Origin of the sequence: Streptococcus oralis (assembly GCF_006175905.1) — a bacterium.
Taxonomy (GTDB): Bacteria; Bacillota; Bacilli; order Lactobacillales; family Streptococcaceae; genus Streptococcus; species Streptococcus oralis_BG.
Genome location: NZ_SSNB01000003.1, coordinates 155,809 through 174,600 on the forward strand (window position 1 = coordinate 155,809; position 18,792 = coordinate 174,600).

Here is an 18,792-nt window from a genome sequence, read left to right on the forward strand (position 1 = left end):
TCTTGTTTTCTAGAAAGCGTTTTCTGTAAAATTCTAAAATATTTATCTTAAAAATCTTTTTCATATGCCTTCCCGTCCTTTTTCATACGAACTATTTTGATCCTATTTTGTCGACATAAAAAACCAGTGAAATAGCACTTCACTGGTTCATTCATTCTTAATAACGTTGTCTATACGGTTGATTAAAGGCCTTCAAAATATCCTCAGAAGTCTCAGAATAAGCTTTTGATTCTTTAAAGATACCTTTGACGATTATACGCTCGGTTTCATCATAATCAACACAAGTAACCAAAGTAATCTCCTGCACACCAATACGATCATCGATTTCATCTACACGGTCTGGTGTAACACGTTTTACTTCTGTAATCTCATAAGTATAAACTTTATCCTTATCAGTCAGATAAATTTTCATACCTGCTTTGGCATTGACCAAAGGCGAGAAGAGCATTTGACTGGCATTTTCAGCAGTAAAGATATGGTGACTGGCTAGAGAATAGTTGCCTTCTCCCATTTTTTGGTCTGGTTTCATGGTCCCTGCTCCGTAGAACAAGTTTACATTATCCAACCCTTTGAAAATAGGGAGGTTAATCTCCACTTCGGGAATAGCAATACCTCCAATAACGGGAAGTTTCTGAGCATCCCATTGTGAAGCCAATACAGCTTCGGATGAAATAGACTTAACAGAGTCAAAATCAAAATTCCCTTCAGTTTTTAGATTTTCATCTATATTTTCCTTAGTGACTTGATTGACTTGGTATTTATTGGTATTCCATACCAAAAAGATATCGCGAATCTTTGAATTAAAAATTAAAGCTAGCGATAAAAGAATTAAGAAACCCGCTAAAATATTGATAAATAGATTTCTGCGCTTATTTTTCTTACTCTTTTTATTTTTCGTTTTTTTATGAGACATTATGCTTCACCTTCTGTTTCAATTTCAGTCCCAACTTCTTCTTTTTCTGCCGCAGCAACCGTTGTAAAGGTCACAATCTTAGCATCCTGATCTAGACGCATCACCTTAACTCCCATAGTTGAGCGTCCAGTTTGTGAAATATTGGCAACATTTGTACGGATCATGACACCTGTATCTGTGATAATCATCAGGTCTTCATCCCCCTTAACAGTGAGGAGACCTGCCAGAGGACCATTTTTCTCAGCAACATTGGCTGTCTTCATCCCTTTACCACCACGGCCTTTAGTAGGATATTCAGTAGCAAGGGTACGTTTACCGTATCCTTTTTCAGTGATGATGAGAACTTCGTCTTGGTTTGTAATCACGCTAGCACCAACTACTGTGTCACCCTCACGAAGATTGACTCCTCGAACACCAGTCGCGATACGGCTCATGCCACGAACAGCTGATTGATTAAAGCGAACAGCATAACCAAACTTGGTACCAATGATAATATCCGTATCTTCTTCTGTCAGCAAGACATTAATCAATTCGTCTTCATCCTTGAGATTCAAAGCTTTAAGTCCATTTTGACGAATATTAGCGAACTCTTTAACACTGGTTCGTTTCACGACACCGTGACGGGTTGTGAAGAAGAGATAGGCGTCATCACTACGTTCAGACTCAACGTTGATGATGGTCTGAATACTCTCACCTTCGTCTAACTTCAAAAGATTGACAACTGGTAAGCCCTTAGCGGTACGACCGTATTCAGGGATTTCATAACCTTTTAGTCGATATACGCGTCCTTTATTGGTAAAGAAGAGCAAATGATCATGGGTACTGGTTGAAACCAACTCACGCACAAAGTCATCATCCTTAACTCCGGTACCTTGAACTCCACGGCCACCACGTTTTTGTGCAGTGAACTCACCTTGGTCCAAACGTTTGATATAGCCCTTATTAGAAAGGGTAATCAAGACATCAGTTTCTTCAATCAAATCTTCATCTTCAAGAGTTAAGACTTCTCCGATCATCAACTCCGTACGACGCTTATCACCAAACTTGCGTTTGACTTCGTCCAGCTCCTCTTTGATGATTTGCGCCACGCGCTCAGGTTTGGCAAGAATATCAGCCAAATCTGCAATCAAGGCAATTAATTCATCATATTCAGACTGAATCTTATCACGTTCCAATCCTGTCAAACGACGAAGACGCATATCAAGGATAGCCTGACTTTGACGCTCAGAAAGCTTGAACTTGCTCATCAATTCAGCTTGGGCTTCCGCATCCGTTTCACTAGCACGGATAATACGAATCACTTCATCAATGTGATCCAGAGCGATTAAAAGACCTTCTAAGATGTGCGCACGCGCTTCTGCTTTTTCCTTGTCAAAACGAGTACGGCGAACAACCACTTCTTTTTGGTGCTCGATATAAGCATCCAAAATTTGACGAAGGGACAAGATTTTTGGCACGCCATTTTGAATCGCCAACATGTTGAAACCAAAATTGGTTTGCATCTGGGTCATCTTGAAGAGGTTGTTAAGGATAACGTTGGCAGAGGCGTCGCGTTTAACCTCGATTACAAAGCGAACGCCTTCACGATTGGACTCATCACGTACAGCTGTAATGCCCTCAATTCGTTTTTCCTGAACCAAGCGAACAATATGCTCATGTACCTTGGTTTTGTTAACCATATAAGGGAATTCCGTTACAACAATCCGCTCACGACCCGTCTTAGTGGTTTCAATCTCTGTACGAGAACGAAGGACAATGGAACCTTTACCAGTCTCATAGGCCTTATGGATCCCTGATTTCCCCATGACAAGAGCACCAGTCGGAAAATCTGGACCAGGCAAGACTTCCATCAAGTCCTTAGTCGTCACTTCAGGATTATCCATAACCAACTTCACTGCATCAATGGTTTCACCCAAGTTGTGAGGTGGAATATTGGTTGCCATCCCAACAGCGATACCCGTTGCCCCATTGACCAAAAGGTTTGGAAAACGAGCTGGCAAAACCAAGGGTTCACGTTCGTTAGCATCGTAGTTATCTACGAAATCAACGGTGTTTTTATTGATATCACGAAGCATTTCAAGAGCAATCTTGCTCATACGTGCCTCAGTGTACCGTTGCGCGGCAGCACCGTCCCCGTCCATAGAACCAAAGTTTCCATGCCCATCAACAAGCATGTAACGGTAGCTCCACCACTGAGCCATACGAACCATGGCTTCGTAAATAGAGGAATCTCCGTGTGGGTGGTATTTACCCATAACATCCCCTGTAATACGGGCTGATTTTTTATGAGGTTTGTCTGGTGTAACACCTAGTTCATTCATTCCGTAAAGAATACGACGGTGAACAGGTTTTAAGCCATCTCGAACATCAGGAAGGGCCCGCGCGACGATAACGCTCATGGCGTAGTCGATAAAGCTGGTCTTCATCTCCTTTGTCAGATTGACATTCACTAAATTTCTATCCTGCATTCATAAATGCCTCATTTCACTATTAGTAATTAGATATATTATACCATAATTTGTCCTTCATTTCAGTCTTTGAAAACCACTAAAACGTTTACATCAATAACCGAATAGAATATTCGTGACAAAGCTTTTCAAAAGTGATAGAATGAAATTGTCTGGGGATTCCCCTAAAAAAAATGAAGGAGATGTTTAGATAATGACTTCAACTAAACAACACAAAAAAGTGATCCTTGTTGGTGACGGTGCCGTAGGTTCATCTTACGCTTTCGCACTTGTTAACCAAGGAATTGCACAAGAGCTTGGAATTATCGAAATTCCACAATTACACGAAAAAGCTGTTGGTGATGCGCTTGACCTTAGCCACGCCCTTGCCTTCACTTCACCTAAAAAAATCTACGCTGCTCAATACTCTGACTGTGCAGACGCTGACCTTGTTGTTATCACTGCAGGCGCTCCTCAAAAACCAGGTGAAACTCGCCTTGACCTTGTAGGTAAAAACTTGGCTATCAACAAATCAATCGTAACACAAGTTGTTGAATCAGGTTTCGATGGTATCTTCCTTGTTGCAGCTAACCCAGTTGATGTTTTGACTTACTCAACTTGGAAATTCTCTGGATTCCCTAAAGAACGTGTTATCGGTTCAGGTACTTCACTTGACTCAGCACGTTTCCGTCAAGCACTTGCTGAAAAATTGGATGTTGATGCTCGTTCAGTTCACGCCTACATCATGGGTGAACACGGAGATTCTGAGTTTGCGGTTTGGTCACACGCTAACATCGCTGGTGTAAACCTTGAAGAATTCCTTAAAGATACTCAAAACGTTCAAGAAGCTGAATTGATTGAATTGTTCGAAGGTGTTCGTGACGCTGCCTACACAATCATCAACAAAAAAGGAGCTACCTACTACGGTATTGCAGTAGCACTTGCTCGTATCACAAAAGCAATCCTTGATGACGAAAATGCAGTACTTCCACTTTCAGTCTTCCAAGAAGGTCAATACGGTGTTAAAAACGTCTTTATCGGTCAACCAGCTGTTGTTGGTGCACACGGTATCGTTCGTCCAGTAAACATCCCATTGAACGACGCTGAAACTCAAAAAATGCAAGCTTCTGCTAAAGAATTGCAAGCAATCATTGATGAAGCGTGGAAAAACCCTGAATTCCAAGCAGCTTCTAAAAACTAATGAAATGAAGGTTCTCATACATGGGAACCTTTTTCTTTTTGCACAGAATCATAACTCAACTTTTCAAATAAACAAAAAAAGCCTATCGACCAGGCAATGAAGCTTGATACAATAGGCTTTTTGAAAATTCATTATTTAACAGCGTCTTTAAGAGCTTTACCAGCTTTGAATGCTGGAACTTTAGAAGCTGCGATTTTGATTTCTTTACCAGTTTGTGGGTTGCGACCTTTACGTGCAGCACGCTCACGAACTTCAAAGTTACCGAAACCGATCAATTGAACTTTTTCACCAGCTGCAAGGTATTCAGTTACTGCTGCAAATACAGCGTCAACTGCTGCTGCTGAATCTTTCTTAGTCAATTCTGTAGCTTCTGCTACTTTAGCGATCAAATCTTGTTTGTTTGCCATGTTAACAAATCCTCCAAATAATTTCTAATTAACAAATATAATCATATCCTAAAATCGGCTATAGGTCAAGTCAAAAACACTATTTTGACCATTTTTTCTCTATTTTTTTAGGAATTGTAGCGAATTAGAATCGCCCAAGCATTCTCTCCAGTATGAGTTTGAATAATAGAGCCAGTTTCCAATACAGAGATTGGCTTCTCAACATAAGGTTGCAATAATGCCTTCATCTCATTCGCCAATTCGTTCGTTCCAGCGTAGGAAATTCCAATCTCTGCAACTGATTTTTGGGAAAGAGTATTGGTTAATTCCTCAAGCCACTTTTTGAAAGTTTTCGCTCCACGCCCTTTAACGATTGGTTGGAGTTCGTGGTTTTTCATCTGCATTACTACACGAATATTCAAGAGTGAGCTTAGTAATCCTGTCACACGTCCAATACGACCACCCTTAACCAAGTTTTCTAGCGTCGAAACACCGATATAAAGTTCTGTATGATTTTTGACGTCCTCTACATGAGCTAGAATCGTTTCTAAATCTTTACCTTCTTTAGCAAGTTTTGCGGCTTCAACAACTTGGAACTTCATCGCTTGATCTGTAAAGGAACTATCAATAACCGTTACATCAGCAGTTGAGAGACTTGCCCCTTGGCGAGCAGCTTCAACAGTTCCAGACAAGGCATGGGACATGTGAATGGCGATAATTTGACTACCATCTTTACCTAGTTCTTCAAAGACCTCAGCAAAGACTCCTACAGGTGGCTGGCTTGTTTTAGGCAGATTCTTACTTTGTTGCATAAGATGAAGGAATTCTCCCTCTTTCAAATCTGCATCCGAATAAAGCACACTATCAATCATAACTGATAGAGGGACAACTGTGATATTTAATTCTTTAACTACTTCTGGTTCGATAGTAACAGAAGAGTCCGTTACAATTTTTACTTGTGTCATAATTCAATCTTTCTATTCTTCTCGATAGGATTGGGATTTTCTCCTTTATTATATCAAAAAAATGATAAAAAATCATAAGTGATCCGATGAAAAGAACTGAATTTTTGGTATAATCTATCTATAGAAAAGTGAGGAACAGCCATGATTCGAAAACTTCAACCGATTATCACCATTATTCTTGGAGCTGCTATCTATGCCTTCGGTCTTACCTACTTTGTTGTTCCTTATCATTTATTTGAGGGAGGGGCGACAGGTATTACCTTGATTACCTACTATCTTTTTAAGATTCCTGTCTCATTGATGAACCTCTTGATTAATATCCCTTTATTTATCCTGGCTTGGAAAATATTTGGACCTAAGACCCTCTACTCCAGCCTTCTAGGATCTATTTCACTTTCCGTTTGGCTAGCAATTTTTGAGCGTATTCCTTTGCACATCGACTTGCAAGGGGATCTCATCATTGTCGCTTTAGTCTCAGGAGTCTTACTGGGGGTTGGTTTAGGAATTATCTTTAATGCTGGTGGAACCACTGGTGGCTCTGATATCGTTGCCCGTATCCTCAACAAATACACCAATATTTCGATTGGTAAATTGCTCTTTGGGATTGACTTTTTTATCCTAATGTTGATTTTGATTATCTTCCAGGATCTTCGTCTAGTTACCTATACCCTCTTGTTTGACTTTATCATCGCTCGTGTTATCGACTTGATAGGCGAAGGAGGTTATGCTGGTAAAGGATTTATGATTATTACCCAATATCCTGATCAATTGGCCAAAGAGATTAACGATGAACTCGGACGTGGCGTTACCTTTATATCTGGTCAAGGCTACTACAGCAAAAAGGACTTAAAAATTATCTACTGTATCGTCGGTCGAAACGAAATCGTTAAAATGAAGGATATGATTCACAAAATTGATCCTCAAGCCTTTATCACCATCACTGAGGCTCATGAAATTCTGGGTGAAGGATTTACTTATGTGAAAGATTAAAAAAGCTGGGAATTCCCAGCTTTTATTCTTCTTCTGCGAGGGTTGAATGGCGGAACCCGTAAGTAAAGTAAATGACTAGACCAACTAGAAGAGCAATGCCAAAGGCAATCCAGGTATCTAGACTATATTGAAGCATAAAGGAAACACAGATAAAAATGGAAAGAATTGGCAAAAGTGGCACCAAGGGAGTTTTAAACTCTCCCTCTTTTGGCATACCCTTATCCTTTCTAAGTTTTATTATTCCATAGGCTAGCAAAATGAGATAAGCTAAGGTACAGATATTTAAGAAGGCTGCAATACTAGCTAGAGGAAACACTCCTGCAGCAATGGCTGAAGCAACTCCTGTTAAGAGGGTTGCATTTTTAGGAACGCGACTAGTCTTGCTTAATTGTTTGAAACTTTGAGGTAAAAGTCCATCACGAGCTAAGCTATAAATCATCCGAGATAAAGCATAAGTCATGGAGATACATACGGTTATCAGGGTTAGAATGGCTACAAGCGAAACATAATTTGCCGCCCAGCCGATACCAATACTCCGTAATGAAAATGCTACTGAATCGTCCACATTGAGTTGACTGTAGTGAACAATCCCTGTCAATACTAAGGTTACCAAAGCATAGAGAATGGTGACGATTGTCAGAGAAAGCACTATTCCGCGAGGAATATTTTTTTGCGGGCTTTGAATTTCATCAACTGCCATGGAAATAGACTCAAATCCGAGAAAACCAAAGAACATCAAAGATGCACCCGCCATAATCCCAGTACTTCCACCATATAGTTGACCAAAACCGAATGGAGCAAAATTCGTCCAATTTTCTGGCTTGATGTACCAAATACCAACTAGGATAAATAAGGTGAGAGCTGAGAATTTCAAGACCACTAAAAGCGAATTAAATCTCAAAGCTGCCTTAGAATTTAATAAAACCAATCCCGTTACCAATGTCAGTACTAAAATAGGCAAAAGATCGATATAGGTTCCCTGTTCAGGATTAAAGGTTCCATTTAAGGCTTGGGGCATGGAGATACCATAATTACTGAGCAATCCCTTAAAGTAAGCTGCCCAGCCAGACGCCACACCTGAAACAGCCGTCATGAATTCCATGATGGTCAACCAGCCAGCAATCCAGGCTGGCAATTCTCCTAAAATCGCATAGAGGTAACTATAAGCACCACCAGTTGCAGGCACACGAGAGGCAAATTCTGCGAAGAAGAGGGCTGATAGAGAAACACACAGAGCAGAAATCACAATGGAAATCACTAGTGATGGACCAGCTAGTGTAGCCGCTGCTGTTCCAGTAATGGTGAAAATTCCCGTTCCCACCATGGCACCAATTCCTAGTAAAATCAAATCCCATAATTTCAAATGGCGATGCATCTCTGTCTGTCTCAGACTAACATCCTTGGTTCTAAAAATATTCATACTTCATCTCCACTAAATGTAATTGTTTTATTTTACCATATAAAAGTATTTTTGTGAATATTTATTAGGTTATTTTTTGAAAAAAATTCTGAACAGAAGGGATTCCTGTTCAGAATTTGCATTTTTACCCACTGATTCTTTCAATTTGTTACTTATCAAGCGAGTAGGCTCAACAGTATACTCCATTGAAAGTTTTTTGGGGATTTGAGATTTTTTAAACTTCAAAGTAAGGGAACGGACGGTCACTATCTAAAGGACGATTTGGAACTTCTTGTTCTAAAATAGCGCGCCAACCTGATACCAATTCTTCAAAAGTCAATTGGGCTTCTGGAGAAGCTGTTGTCAGCTTCCGACCAAACCAAGCCATGGTTGCAGTTTCAAACTGAAGCATAGCGTATTCAATTACTGGAACCTTCGCTTCTTCGTAATTCTCATTTACTGCTCGAGCCACCTCAGGAGCTTGAGGAAGTAGTTGGTTACTAATCTTAGCGACAATACTTTCATCCATCTCTTTCCACGAAAGGAGCTGACCGTTTACTTGATAAAAGAGCTCAAAAGTTTCTTGATTTTCTTTGAAATTAGCTAGAACAAAAGCACGTTCTACCGCCTCAGGACCACCAACAGCTTTTACAGCGTTTATCAAAAGGAGCTCTTCCATTTGTCTCCAATAATCATCTGCTTCTGCTTCAAGATTAAAAACAAATGCTTGATCCAACTCTTCAATTGGGGCTTCTCCCTTATTCACTTTTTCAATCGTTCCAAATAAACGCTTTAAAAATCCCATTTGTTTCTCCTTTATCTTTTACCCAACAGACCCTTCCATTTCATAGCTAATCAAGCGGTTGAGCTCAACTGCATATTCCATTGGAAGTTCTTTTGTGAAGGGCTCCACAAATCCCATGACAATCATCTCGGTTGCCTCAGTTTCTGATAAACCTCGGCTCATGAGGTAGTAGAGTTGTTCTTCTGAAATCTTAGATACCTTGGCTTCGTGTTCCAATGCAACTTGCGAGTTGTGAATTTCATTGAATGGGATGGTATCTGACGCTGATAAGTCATCCATGATAATGGTATCACACTCGATGTGAGAAACAGATTTCTTAGAGTTCTTGTTGAAAGTCACTTGTCCACGGTAGTCCACCTTGCCTCCGCCTTTAGCGATGGATTTAGACACGATAGAGGAGCTTGTATGTGGGGCGTTGTGGATCATCTTGGCACCCGTATCCTGATGTTGCCCTGCGTTAGCAAAGGCGATAGAGAGCATGGTACCACGGGCTCCTTCTCCATCCAGATAAACAGATGGGTATTTCATGGTTGTTTTAGCACCCAAGTTACCATCAATCCACTCAACAGTCGCATCTTTCATTGCTTTAGCACGTTTGGTTACCAAGTTATAAACGTTGTCAGACCAGTTTTGGATGGTTGTATAGCGCATATAAGCCCCGTCCAAGGCAAAGATTTCTACGATGGCAGCGTGCAAGCTGTTGCTAGAATAAGTTGGTGCTGTACATCCTTCTACGTAATGAACGCTTGCTCCCTCGTCAACGATAATCAAGGTACGTTCAAACTGACCTGTATTTTCGTTGTTGATACGGAAGTAGGTTTGAAGTGGAATATCTACCTTAACACCTTTTGGTACATAGATAAAGGTTCCACCAGACCATACTGCTGAATTGAGGGCTGCCAACTTGTTATCTGTCGGCGGTACCAACTTCGCAAAGTATTGTTTAAACAAGTCTGGGTATTCCTTGAGGGCAGAATCCGTATCTGTAAAGATAATCCCCAATTTCTGGAACTCTTCCTTCATGTTGTGGTAGACCACTTCTGACTCGTACTGGGCAGAGGCACCTGCTAGATAAGCACGCTCAGCTTCTGGAATCCCGATACGTTCAAAGGTTTCTTTGATTTTTTCAGGAACTTCATCCCAAGAACGGGCTGGTTTATCAGATGGTTTTTGGTAATAGATCAAGTCATCAAAGTCAATCTCTGACAAGTCTGCTCCCCAGGTTTGCATGGGCATTTTTTTGAAGATTTCATAAGACTTCAAACGGAATTCTAACATCCACTCAGGTTCACCCTTAGCAGCTGATAATTCGCGAATGACTTCTTCATTCAATCCTTTTCCTGTCGATAGGACAGGCTCTACATCGTCATGGAAACCAAATTTATATTCACCAAGGTCAATTGGTTTTGGTTCTACTCTTTCTTCAGCCATAATATCCTTTCTTTCATTCTTCATTTCTACTGATTCGTAAGACAAAAGAAACTTGTCTTACTGTTTTTCTTGATCTTCAATTGTTTTCTTAAGGGCATTCCAAGCTAGAGTTGCGCACTTGATTCGTTGCGGGAATTTGGCAACACCTGATAAGAATGCCGCGTCTCCAAGTTGGTCTTGACGTTCATCTTTTTTCCCCTGAACCATTTCAGAAAAAATAGTCGCAAGTTCTAAAATTTCTTGTTTGTTTTTTCCTAAAACGGCATCTGTCATCATACTAGCAGAGGCAGTTGAAATCGTGCATCCTGAATTTAGAAAAGCAATATCTTCCAAACGGTCCTCTGCGTCAAACTTGACAGAGAGGTTGATAACATCCCCACAGGTTGGATTATTGAGACTGATTTGTTCAGCGTCTTCTAACTTCCCTTGGTGATGTGGATTTTTCGAATGGTCTGCTACCACTGCCATATAAAGGCTATCTAGTTTAGAAAGTGCCATTGAAAAACTCCTTTGTCTTTTGTAAGGCATCGACTAGTTTGTCGCAATCTGCCTTGGTATTGTAGATATAAAAACTTGCACGAGCTGTTGCTGGGACTTCCAAATATTGGAGCAAGGGTTGCGCACAGTGGTGACCAGCACGAACAGCCACTCCTTCATAATCCAGAGCCGTCGCAAGATCGTGGGGATGAAGATTCCCTAAGTTAAAAGCAATGACACCCGAACGTTGAGCCAAGTCCTGCGAACCATAAATGGTCAAACCTTCAATAGCCTGCAGTTTTGGATAGACGTAGGCAATCAATTCTTGTTCATGGGCTTCAATGGCATCCATGCCAATTTTTTCTAGATAATCTACTGCAGCAGCAAGTCCGATAGCACCTGCCATATTTGGCGTTCCAGCCTCGAATTTCCAAGGCAATTCCTTCCAACTAGCAGATTGTTCATAAACGAAATCAATCATTTCGCCACCAAATTCAACTGGTGACATTTGTTCCAGATACTTTTCTTTACCATAAAGGACACCAATACCAGTTGGACCAGCCATCTTATGACCTGAAAAGGCAAAGAAGTCCACGTCCAAGCCCTGTACATCAATATTCATATGAGGCGTAGACTGAGCGCCATCCACCACCATGATGGCTCCAACTTTGTGGGCTATCTGAGTAATTTCTTTGATGGGATTGACCACACCCAGAACATTTGAAGCGTGAGCTAGCGAAACAAACTTGACCTTGTCAGTTAATTTTACCTGCAAGTCAGCCATATCCAGAGCTCCATCCTTAAGATAGACATAGACAAGCTCTGCCCCAGTCTTGCGGCAGGCCTCCTGCCAAGGAATGATATTGGAATGATGTTCCATGACAGAAATCAAGACCTGGTCTCCCTCAGTCAACACTTCTTCAGCATAACGTGCCACCCAGTTAAGACTGGTCGTCGTTCCTCTGGTAAAGAGTACTTCCTTTGTAGAGCTTGCATTGATAAACTTACGAATGGTTTCACGAGCAGCTTCATAAGAAGCTGTTGCTCGCTCCGCCAAGGTATGAACACCACGGTGAACATTGGCATTTTCCTGCTCATAATAGCGATTGATTGTTTCAAGAACTGCTAGTGGTTTTTGTGTCGTCGCAGCATTGTCCAGATAGACCAGAGGTTCATCGTTGACAATCTGGTCTAAAATTGGAAAATCCTTGCGAATCGCTTCTACATCTAACATAGGCTTCCCCTTAGCGTTTTGACAATTTTTCTTCGATCGTTGCAATCATTTCGTCACGAACTTCTTTGACTGGAATCTCAACAATTACGGAGCCAAGGAAACCACGAACAACCAAACGCTCAGCAGTCGCCTTGTCCAAGCCACGGCTCATGAGGTAGTACATATCTTCTGGATCCACCTGACCGATAGAAGCCGCGTGACCTGCAGTTACATCATTTTCATCAATCAAAAGAATTGGGTTGGCATCTGAACGTGCTTGGTCTGAAAGCATGAGAACACGACTCTCTTGTTGCGCATCGGCTCCCTTAGCCCCCTTAATGATGTGTCCGATACCGTTGAAGGTCAAGGTTGCTTTTTCAAGGATAACCCCATGTTGGAGGATATTTCCGATAGAGTTGCAACCATAGTTAGTCACTCGAGTATCAATCCCTTGAACCTGACGACCACTTGAAAGAGCTACGACTTTAAGGTCAGCATGGCTACCATTTCCAATCAAGTCGCTATCAAAGTCCGCAACAACATTTCCTTCGTTCATGACACCGATTGCCCAGTCAATGCTTGCATCGTTGCCTAGTTTACCACGACGGCTAATGTAGGCCGTGACATTTTCACCTAAACGGTCAATGGCCGCAAATTTCACTTGCGCACCAGAACGAGCAATCACTTCAACTGTGATATTGGCAGTTGCTTTCGCACTACCTTCGCCACGTGACTCTAAACGCTCCAGATAACTAATCTTAGAATTTTTACCAGCGATAATCATAATATGCTTGTTAAATGGCACATCGCTATCGCTGTCTTGGTAGAAAATTCCTTCGATTGGCTCTGTAATCTCAACATTATCAGGAATGTAGAGAACAGCACCACTGTTAAAGTAAGCTGTATGGTAGGCTGCCAACTTGTCATCGTCATACTTAACAGATGACATGAAGAATTCCTCGATAAGTTCGGGAATTTCTTCTAAAGCTGAGTGGAAGTCTGTAAAGATTACTCCTTGTTCAGCCAATTCAACTGGAGTTTGTTCAAAAACAGTCTGCGTTCCTACTTGCACCAACTTCAAGTGATTATCTAGAGCCGTGAAGTCAGGAACATTTGCTGAAGGTTCACTTTCTTTGATGGTTCCATCTCCCAGATTCCAACGGTGAAATTTGACACGCTCAATAACTGGTAATTCCAAACTCTCAATCTTATCAAAAGCTTTTTGACGGAGGTCAGCCAACCAGCTTGGTTCAGCGTGCATTTCTGAAAAAAGTTTAATATTCTCTTTAGTCATTTACTTCTCCTAAAAGATACGAGGGAATTACAATTCTTCCTTGTAGTCGTAGCCAAGTTCTTCAGCTAGTTTTGCGTATCCTTCACGTTCCAAACGGGCAGCCAATTCTGGACCACCAGAAAGGACAACACGACCTTCCATCATCACGTGGACCACGTCTGGTGTGATGTAGTTCAAAAGACGTTGGTAGTGAGTGATGATCATAGCACCAAAACCTTCACCACGCATAGCGTTGACACCTTTTGATACAACTTTAAGGGCGTCAATATCAAGACCTGAGTCAATCTCATCCAAGAGGGCAAAAGTTGGTTCCAACATCAAGAGTTGAAGAATTTCATTACGTTTTTTCTCACCACCTGAAAAACCTTCGTTGAGGTAACGCTCTGCCATTTCTTCTTTCATGTTGAGCAATTCCATTTTCTCGTCTAGTTTAGTAATGAACTCACGAACTGAAATCTTTTCATCATCTTCTTTGCCAGCATTCATAGCTGCACGAAGAAACTCAGCATTGGTAATTCCTGGGATTTCTGATGGGTATTGCATAGCAAGGAAAAGTCCCATACGCGCACGCTCGTCCACTTCCAATTCAAGGATGTTTACGCCATCAAACAAGACCTCCCCTTTGGTAACTTCATAGTTAGGGTTCCCCATAATAGCTGCAGAAAGAGTTGATTTACCTGTACCATTTGGTCCCATGATAGCTGCGATTTCTCCTGTTTTTAGAGTCAGATTGACTCCTTTTAAAATTTCTTTTCCTTCAATTTCAACGTGAAGATCTTTGATCTCTAATACTGACATGATAGTTCCTTTCTTTTTCTGGCCTACTTCCTTTATCCTTAAAGAAATCACTTACATTTCTCAAAAAATACAAGAAAAGGTCCATAAATATACTCTACTAGTATAACAAAAAAAAGCCTAAAAGGCTTTGATTTTGTTTAGAAGCTAGTGACTAATCCTTGCGGTTTAGGTGCTGATCAATGGCATCTACTATTTTCCCCATTACATAACTTAACCTAAAATTTCGAAAAAGTAGAATGGCCCAAAAGGCTGCCATGAAATAGCGACCAGTCATCCAAGCTTCATTAAAAAAATAAGTCTCAACAGCGGTAAATAGTGCTATCACGATAAATTGTTGTCTAGTCATAGGATTATTGTATCATGAAATCCATTTTTAGTCTTCTTCGACCATAACTTTATCAGCTAGAAATTCAAATCCTTCTGGAATCAGGCTCTCTTCTTCCACCTCTTGGTCAGCTTGAGAAGACTTGTTTCTAGCTGAAAATGCTGCTCGAACCTCTTTCCATTCCTCTAGGGAAATAGCCAGAATCTCAGGTGAAAATCCAGCGGATTGGCTGAGAATATTGCCGAACATGGTATTGAGGTTATCCCGTTTCATGGTTTGACCAGCATTGAAATTAGACTCAAAGGCTAAAATAGCATGGTGTTCATTGGCCGCAACTGGTTGAGAACCTACGAGAAGGGCCTTATCAGGTCCAGCTAAGCTTTCGATTACTTCTCCCCATGCATTCTGGAGGCGAATCAAGTTTTGCCGTGCCAAATCAGGATTTTCAACAGCTTCTTGCAGGATAGACTGAACCTTGTTGCGATCCACTCGATAGACTGTTTTGGAAGTGGCTGGACGACTAGGAACTGGCGCAACTTGTTTAGGAGCCGTGCCCACATTGGCAAGTTCTTGTTTGAGACGGGCGATTTCCTGTCTCAGTGCAGAAATTTCACTTTCAACAGCTCCCGAAACCGCAGATTCAGGCTTGATTTCCGCTAAACGAATGGTCATCATCTCAGCATAAATCTTAGGTTGCAGGCTAGCTTTCATATCCGCCAAGCTCACAGTCGCTATTCGAATCATTTCAAAGAGACTTTCCTGAGAAAGAGCTAGATTGTCCATAAAAACTGGACTATGATGAGTATTTTCGCCACCTGTCTGAACAACCAGTAGATCCCGCAAATACTGCAAGAGATCCGTCACAAAACGAGTCATGCTCTTGCCATTTTCAAACAAAAGATTCAAAGAATCGAGTGCTTTGGGGACATCCTGTTGGGCCAAAGCGGCCACATAGTCATCTAGAGCTGATAGACTAATAGTGCCTGTAATCTCCTCAGAAATAGCTGTCGTTAAAGCATTCCCTTGCGTCAAACTCAAGGCTTGGTCCAGAATAGACAAGGCATCCCGCATCCCACCTTCAGCTCGTCTAGCAATGATTTCCACAGCCTCTGGTTCAGAACTAATATTTTCTTTTTCTAAAATATGATGAATATGTGCTGTGATATCTTGCGTTCTAATTGATTTAAACTCAAAACGTTGGACACGCGATAAAATAGTTGCTGGAATCTTATGCAATTCGGTGGTCGCCAAGATAAAGACAACATTCTGAGTTGGTTCTTCAAGGGTCTTCAAAAGCGCATTAAAGGCTCCGGTAGACAACATATGAACCTCGTCGATAATATAGACCTTATAACGAGCCAAGCTAGGAGCATAGGTGGATTTATCACGAATTTCACGAATCTCATCGACTCCGTTATTCGAAGCAGCATCCATTTCGATAACATCTTCTAAACTACCTTCTGTGACTGCTTGGCAGATATAACAGTTATTACATGGTTCTCCGTCCACTTGATTCGGACAGTTCATAGCCTTGGCAAAAATCTTGGCTACACTGGTCTTCCCAGTTCCACGAGGGCCCGAGAAAAGATAAGCGTGACTAATCTTTTCCTGCTCAACTGCTTGTTTTAGGGTTTTAGCCACAACCTCTTGACCTACCAGTTGTGAAAAAGTCTGGCTTCTATATTTTCGATAAAGTGCTTGATACATTAGGCTTTCTCCTCAAACATCGTAAAGTCCCATTCTGTCTTATCAAGCAAAATAGCGACAAATTGTTCCAAGTAATCACGGTCAATGGCATTGTAATCATCAATAAGTGAAGAATCCAAGTCTAAGACACCCAGCAATCGACCATTCTTGAGCATGGGAACCACGATTTCACTCTTGGACATACTATCACAAGAAATGTAGTTTGGATAGGTGCTCACATCACCAACCAAAACAGTCTCTTGAAACTCAGCAGCTTCTCCACACACGCCTTTTCCAAGCGGGATGCGAATGCAAGAAACGCCACCCTGAAAAGGCCCTAAAACCAATTCGCTACCATCAAACAGATAAAAACCTGCAAATACGGTATTGGGAAAGCGAGATTTCAGGAGGGCACTAGCATTCGAAAGATTGGCAAGAACATTGCTCTCACCTTCAAGTAAATAAGAGAGTTCCTCATTTAACAATTGATATTGTGATTGTTTTTCTGAATCTAACATAGAACTATTATATCAAAAATGAGAAAGAGACAAAAGAAAAATCCCTTGTTTTAAACAAAGGATTTTGTGATTATCAATTTGATTAAAGTTCGATATCACCGAACAAGTCAGCCATTGAGAATCCTGTTTGTGTTTCTGGAAGTTCGAAATCACGTTTTTCTTGACGTTTTGGACGACGTGGACGAGCAGCACGTTTTTCTTCTTTTTGTCCTTCTTCTTGAGCTGGACGTTCTTCAAGAGCTTTGATAGAAAGTGATACACGTTCTGCGTCAGCGTTAACATCAAGGACTTTAACAGTAACTTCTTGACCAACAGTAAGAGCTTCTTTTGGATTTTCGATACGTTTGTGTGAAATTTGTGATACGTGAACAAGTCCATCGATACCTGGCAATACCTCAACAAATGCACCGAAGTCAGTCAAACGTTTAACTGTTCCTTCTACTACATCACCTTTAGCCAATTTTTGCTCAACGCCATCCCATGGTCCAGGTGTTGTTGCTTTAAGTGAAAGTGATACGCGTCCTTCTTCTTCGTTAAGATCAAGGATCTTCACTTCGATTTCTTCACCAACAGTTACAACTGATTTAGGTGAAACGTTACGTTCGTGTGACAACTCAGTCAAGTGAACCAATCCGTCAACACCACCAAGGTCGATGAAAGCACCGAAGCTTGTGATACGAGCAACTTTACCAGTTACTACATCACCAACAGCCAATTTACCGAATACTTCAGCACGAGCTGCTGCAGTAGCTGCTTCAACAACTTCACGACGTGAAAGGATGAAGCGGTTCTCTTTAGGATCAACTTCTTTGATTTTGGCATCAAATTCTTGACCTACGAAACGCTCAGTGTTACGTACGAAACGAGTATCCAACATTGAAGCTGGGATAAATCCACGAACACCTTCAAATTCTACTGAAAGTCCACCTTTAACGGCACGAGTTCCTTTAACAGTAACAACTTCTTCTTCGCGTCCTACAAGTTTGTCCCATGCTTTGCGAGCTTCAAGGCGTTTTTTAGATACAAGGTATGTAACTGTATCAGTATCTTTACCAACTACTTGACGAAGTACAAGAACATCCAATACTTCTCCTACTTTCACAAAGTCATTGATATCTGCATCGCGATCGTTTGTCAATTCGCGAAGAGTCAAGACACCTTCAACACCAGTCCCAGAGATTGCAACGTTAGCTTGAGTCGCATCAACTGTCAATACTTCAGCACTAACAACATCACCAGGCTCAACTTGGCTAACGCTATTTAGCAAATCTTCAAATTCGTTCATCTAAAAAATCCTCCAACAATCAAGTTTTTCCAAACTTGACATACTTATAATTTTTTTCCTAAGCACCCGCAAAGACATGTTCATATCGTTCACGTCTTTCAATTATAAAAATAAAATACCCTAAGATATTTTTCTTTTTATCTTGAATTTATTACCTAAGAACTGGGGTAGCTGGATTCGAACCAACGCATGAGGGAGTCAAAGTCCCTTGCCTTACCGCTTGGCTATACCCCATTGATGAATGGAGAGAGAGGGATTCGAACCCCCGAACCCGAAGGAGCGGATTTACAGTCCGCCGCGTTTAGCCTCTTCGCTATCTCTCCAATGTTTAACGAGAACTATTATATCATGAAATTTTCAATAAAACAAGTATTATTTTGTCAAATTATAGTTTTCAATCAAAATTTCCACAGCTTTTTCAAGTTTTTTATAAAAACTATCGACATTTCCATTCTTTATGATGGCAAATTGGCTATCTAATTCGGCAATTTCCCCAATAACCTTTTTCCCGATCGTCAAAACGTATCCTTCATAGCTGTCTTTTCCAACAGTCACTTTTGCATCCGTTAATTGAATTTCAATTTTCTTATCTTTTTTACTCATACTGTACCTCTTTTCACTTTTTCTATTGTACAAGAAAATGCTCAAACTAGCAAGAA

General features: G+C 41.0%; 18 protein-coding genes and 2 tRNA genes. 2 read left to right on the forward strand and 18 right to left on the reverse strand.

Annotation, left to right across the window (positions count from 1 at the left end; translation table 11 throughout):
- Positions 1–157: 157 nt before the first annotated feature.
- Positions 158–913 (reverse strand): class A sortase, encoded by a 756-nt coding sequence (locus E7Y33_RS06550; protein WP_139690008.1) that lies wholly within the window; start codon positions 911–913, stop codon positions 158–160.
- On the reverse strand, positions 913–3,381 hold the full coding sequence (gene gyrA / locus E7Y33_RS06555; protein ID WP_084880782.1) for a DNA gyrase subunit A: 2,469 nt from the start codon (positions 3,379–3,381) through the stop codon (positions 913–915). Before gyrA ends, E7Y33_RS06550 begins: the two co-directional genes overlap by 1 nt.
- Positions 3,382–3,574: 193 nt before the next feature.
- Here gyrA and E7Y33_RS06560 point away from each other — a divergent pair, with 193 nt between their 5' ends.
- Positions 3,575–4,561: an L-lactate dehydrogenase gene (locus tag E7Y33_RS06560; RefSeq protein ID WP_000204722.1), complete on the forward strand. Its 987-nt coding sequence runs from the start codon at positions 3,575–3,577 to the stop codon at positions 4,559–4,561.
- A gap of 131 nt (positions 4,562–4,692) precedes the next feature.
- Here E7Y33_RS06560 and E7Y33_RS06565 read toward each other — a convergent pair whose 3' ends face one another.
- Together E7Y33_RS06565 and E7Y33_RS06570 are read right to left on the reverse strand one after the other, a co-directional pair.
- Entirely contained in the window at positions 4,693–4,968 is a 276-nt protein-coding gene (locus tag E7Y33_RS06565) for an HU family DNA-binding protein (RefSeq protein ID WP_001284636.1), read from the reverse strand.
- Positions 4,969–5,075: 107 nt separating this feature from the next.
- Entirely contained in the window at positions 5,076–5,912 is an 837-nt protein-coding gene (locus E7Y33_RS06570) for a DegV family protein (RefSeq protein ID WP_139690009.1), read from the reverse strand.
- Between the two features lie 141 nt (positions 5,913–6,053).
- Here E7Y33_RS06570 and E7Y33_RS06575 point away from each other — a divergent pair, with 141 nt between their 5' ends.
- On the forward strand, positions 6,054–6,902 hold the full coding sequence (locus tag E7Y33_RS06575) for a YitT family protein (RefSeq protein ID WP_000619787.1): 849 nt from the start codon (positions 6,054–6,056) through the stop codon (positions 6,900–6,902).
- A gap of 22 nt (positions 6,903–6,924) precedes the next feature.
- Here the strand turns inward: E7Y33_RS06575 and E7Y33_RS06580 are convergent, their stop codons facing one another.
- From E7Y33_RS06580 to E7Y33_RS06645, 14 genes are all read right to left on the reverse strand, one after another.
- Entirely contained in the window at positions 6,925–8,322 is a 1,398-nt protein-coding gene (locus E7Y33_RS06580) for an APC family permease (RefSeq protein WP_139690010.1), read from the reverse strand.
- A 214-nt stretch (positions 8,323–8,536) separates the two neighbouring features.
- Positions 8,537–9,106 (reverse strand): hypothetical protein, encoded by a 570-nt coding sequence (locus tag E7Y33_RS06585; RefSeq protein WP_139690011.1) that lies wholly within the window; start codon positions 9,104–9,106, stop codon positions 8,537–8,539.
- Between the two features lie 18 nt (positions 9,107–9,124).
- Positions 9,125–10,537, reverse strand: a complete 1,413-nt coding sequence (gene sufB / locus E7Y33_RS06590; protein WP_139690320.1) for a Fe-S cluster assembly protein SufB — start codon at positions 10,535–10,537, stop codon at positions 9,125–9,127.
- A 57-nt stretch (positions 10,538–10,594) separates the two neighbouring features.
- A complete protein-coding gene (gene sufU / locus E7Y33_RS06595; protein ID WP_139690012.1) occupies positions 10,595–11,035 on the reverse strand; it encodes a Fe-S cluster assembly sulfur transfer protein SufU in 441 nt (146 codons plus the stop codon).
- Positions 11,022–12,248 carry a cysteine desulfurase gene (locus tag E7Y33_RS06600; protein ID WP_139690013.1) on the reverse strand — a complete coding sequence of 409 codons (1,227 nt, stop codon included), beginning with the start codon at positions 12,246–12,248 and terminating at the stop codon, positions 11,022–11,024. The genes sufU and E7Y33_RS06600 overlap by 14 nt, the downstream gene beginning before the upstream one ends.
- A 10-nt stretch (positions 12,249–12,258) precedes the next feature.
- Complete coding sequence (gene sufD, locus E7Y33_RS06605; protein WP_000159650.1) at positions 12,259–13,521, reverse strand: Fe-S cluster assembly protein SufD; 1,263 nt, start codon at positions 13,519–13,521, stop codon at positions 12,259–12,261.
- Positions 13,522–13,548: 27 nt separating this feature from the next.
- Positions 13,549–14,319 (reverse strand): Fe-S cluster assembly ATPase SufC, encoded by a 771-nt coding sequence (sufC, locus tag E7Y33_RS06610; RefSeq protein WP_000114489.1) that lies wholly within the window; start codon positions 14,317–14,319, stop codon positions 13,549–13,551.
- Positions 14,320–14,470: 151 nt separating this feature from the next.
- Positions 14,471–14,665 (reverse strand): DUF3272 family protein, encoded by a 195-nt coding sequence (locus tag E7Y33_RS06615; protein WP_139690014.1) that lies wholly within the window; start codon positions 14,663–14,665, stop codon positions 14,471–14,473.
- Positions 14,666–14,692: 27 nt separating this feature from the next.
- Positions 14,693–16,351, reverse strand: coding sequence for a DNA polymerase III subunit gamma/tau (gene dnaX, locus E7Y33_RS06620; protein ID WP_139690015.1), 1,659 nt, complete (start codon positions 16,349–16,351; stop codon positions 14,693–14,695).
- On the reverse strand, positions 16,351–16,848 hold the full coding sequence (locus E7Y33_RS06625; RefSeq protein ID WP_125825731.1) for a GAF domain-containing protein: 498 nt from the start codon (positions 16,846–16,848) through the stop codon (positions 16,351–16,353). The genes dnaX and E7Y33_RS06625 overlap by 1 nt, the downstream gene beginning before the upstream one ends.
- A gap of 82 nt (positions 16,849–16,930) precedes the next feature.
- Complete coding sequence (rpsA, locus tag E7Y33_RS06630) at positions 16,931–18,133, reverse strand: 30S ribosomal protein S1 (RefSeq protein ID WP_001001617.1); 1,203 nt, start codon at positions 18,131–18,133, stop codon at positions 16,931–16,933.
- A gap of 162 nt (positions 18,134–18,295) precedes the next feature.
- Positions 18,296–18,367 (reverse strand) — tRNA-Gln (locus E7Y33_RS06635).
- Between the two features lie 8 nt (positions 18,368–18,375).
- Positions 18,376–18,456, reverse strand: a tRNA-Tyr gene (locus E7Y33_RS06640).
- 49 nt (positions 18,457–18,505) lie between these two features.
- Complete coding sequence (locus E7Y33_RS06645; protein ID WP_000037107.1) at positions 18,506–18,736, reverse strand: DUF2969 domain-containing protein; 231 nt, start codon at positions 18,734–18,736, stop codon at positions 18,506–18,508.
- Positions 18,737–18,792 lie beyond the last annotated feature (56 nt).

What these genes read in the sequence shown, in the direction of transcription:
- E7Y33_RS06550 (WP_139690008.1), bottom strand. Translation starts at nt 913, where the DNA reads ATGTCTCATAAAAAAACGAAAAATAAAAAGAGTAAGAAAAATAAGCGC.
- gyrA (WP_084880782.1), bottom strand. Translation starts at nt 3,381, where the DNA reads ATGCAGGATAGAAATTTAGTGAATGTCAATCTGACAAAGGAGATGAAG.
- E7Y33_RS06560 (WP_000204722.1), top strand. Translation starts at nt 3,575, where the DNA reads ATGACTTCAACTAAACAACACAAAAAAGTGATCCTTGTTGGTGACGGT.
- E7Y33_RS06565 (WP_001284636.1), bottom strand. Translation starts at nt 4,968, where the DNA reads ATGGCAAACAAACAAGATTTGATCGCTAAAGTAGCAGAAGCTACAGAA.
- E7Y33_RS06570 (WP_139690009.1), bottom strand. Translation starts at nt 5,912, where the DNA reads ATGACACAAGTAAAAATTGTAACGGACTCTTCTGTTACTATCGAACCA.
- E7Y33_RS06575 (WP_000619787.1), top strand. Translation starts at nt 6,054, where the DNA reads ATGATTCGAAAACTTCAACCGATTATCACCATTATTCTTGGAGCTGCT.
- E7Y33_RS06580 (WP_139690010.1), bottom strand. Translation starts at nt 8,322, where the DNA reads ATGAATATTTTTAGAACCAAGGATGTTAGTCTGAGACAGACAGAGATG.
- E7Y33_RS06585 (WP_139690011.1), bottom strand. Translation starts at nt 9,106, where the DNA reads ATGGGATTTTTAAAGCGTTTATTTGGAACGATTGAAAAAGTGAATAAG.
- sufB (WP_139690320.1), bottom strand. Translation starts at nt 10,537, where the DNA reads ATGGCTGAAGAAAGAGTAGAACCAAAACCAATTGACCTTGGTGAATAT.
- sufU (WP_139690012.1), bottom strand. Translation starts at nt 11,035, where the DNA reads ATGGCACTTTCTAAACTAGATAGCCTTTATATGGCAGTGGTAGCAGAC.
- E7Y33_RS06600 (WP_139690013.1), bottom strand. Translation starts at nt 12,248, where the DNA reads ATGTTAGATGTAGAAGCGATTCGCAAGGATTTTCCAATTTTAGACCAG.
- sufD (WP_000159650.1), bottom strand. Translation starts at nt 13,521, where the DNA reads ATGACTAAAGAGAATATTAAACTTTTTTCAGAAATGCACGCTGAACCA.
- sufC (WP_000114489.1), bottom strand. Translation starts at nt 14,319, where the DNA reads ATGTCAGTATTAGAGATCAAAGATCTTCACGTTGAAATTGAAGGAAAA.
- E7Y33_RS06615 (WP_139690014.1), bottom strand. Translation starts at nt 14,665, where the DNA reads ATGACTAGACAACAATTTATCGTGATAGCACTATTTACCGCTGTTGAG.
- dnaX (WP_139690015.1), bottom strand. Translation starts at nt 16,351, where the DNA reads ATGTATCAAGCACTTTATCGAAAATATAGAAGCCAGACTTTTTCACAA.
- E7Y33_RS06625 (WP_125825731.1), bottom strand. Translation starts at nt 16,848, where the DNA reads ATGTTAGATTCAGAAAAACAATCACAATATCAATTGTTAAATGAGGAA.
- rpsA (WP_001001617.1), bottom strand. Translation starts at nt 18,133, where the DNA reads ATGAACGAATTTGAAGATTTGCTAAATAGCGTTAGCCAAGTTGAGCCT.
- E7Y33_RS06645 (WP_000037107.1), bottom strand. Translation starts at nt 18,736, where the DNA reads ATGAGTAAAAAAGATAAGAAAATTGAAATTCAATTAACGGATGCAAAA.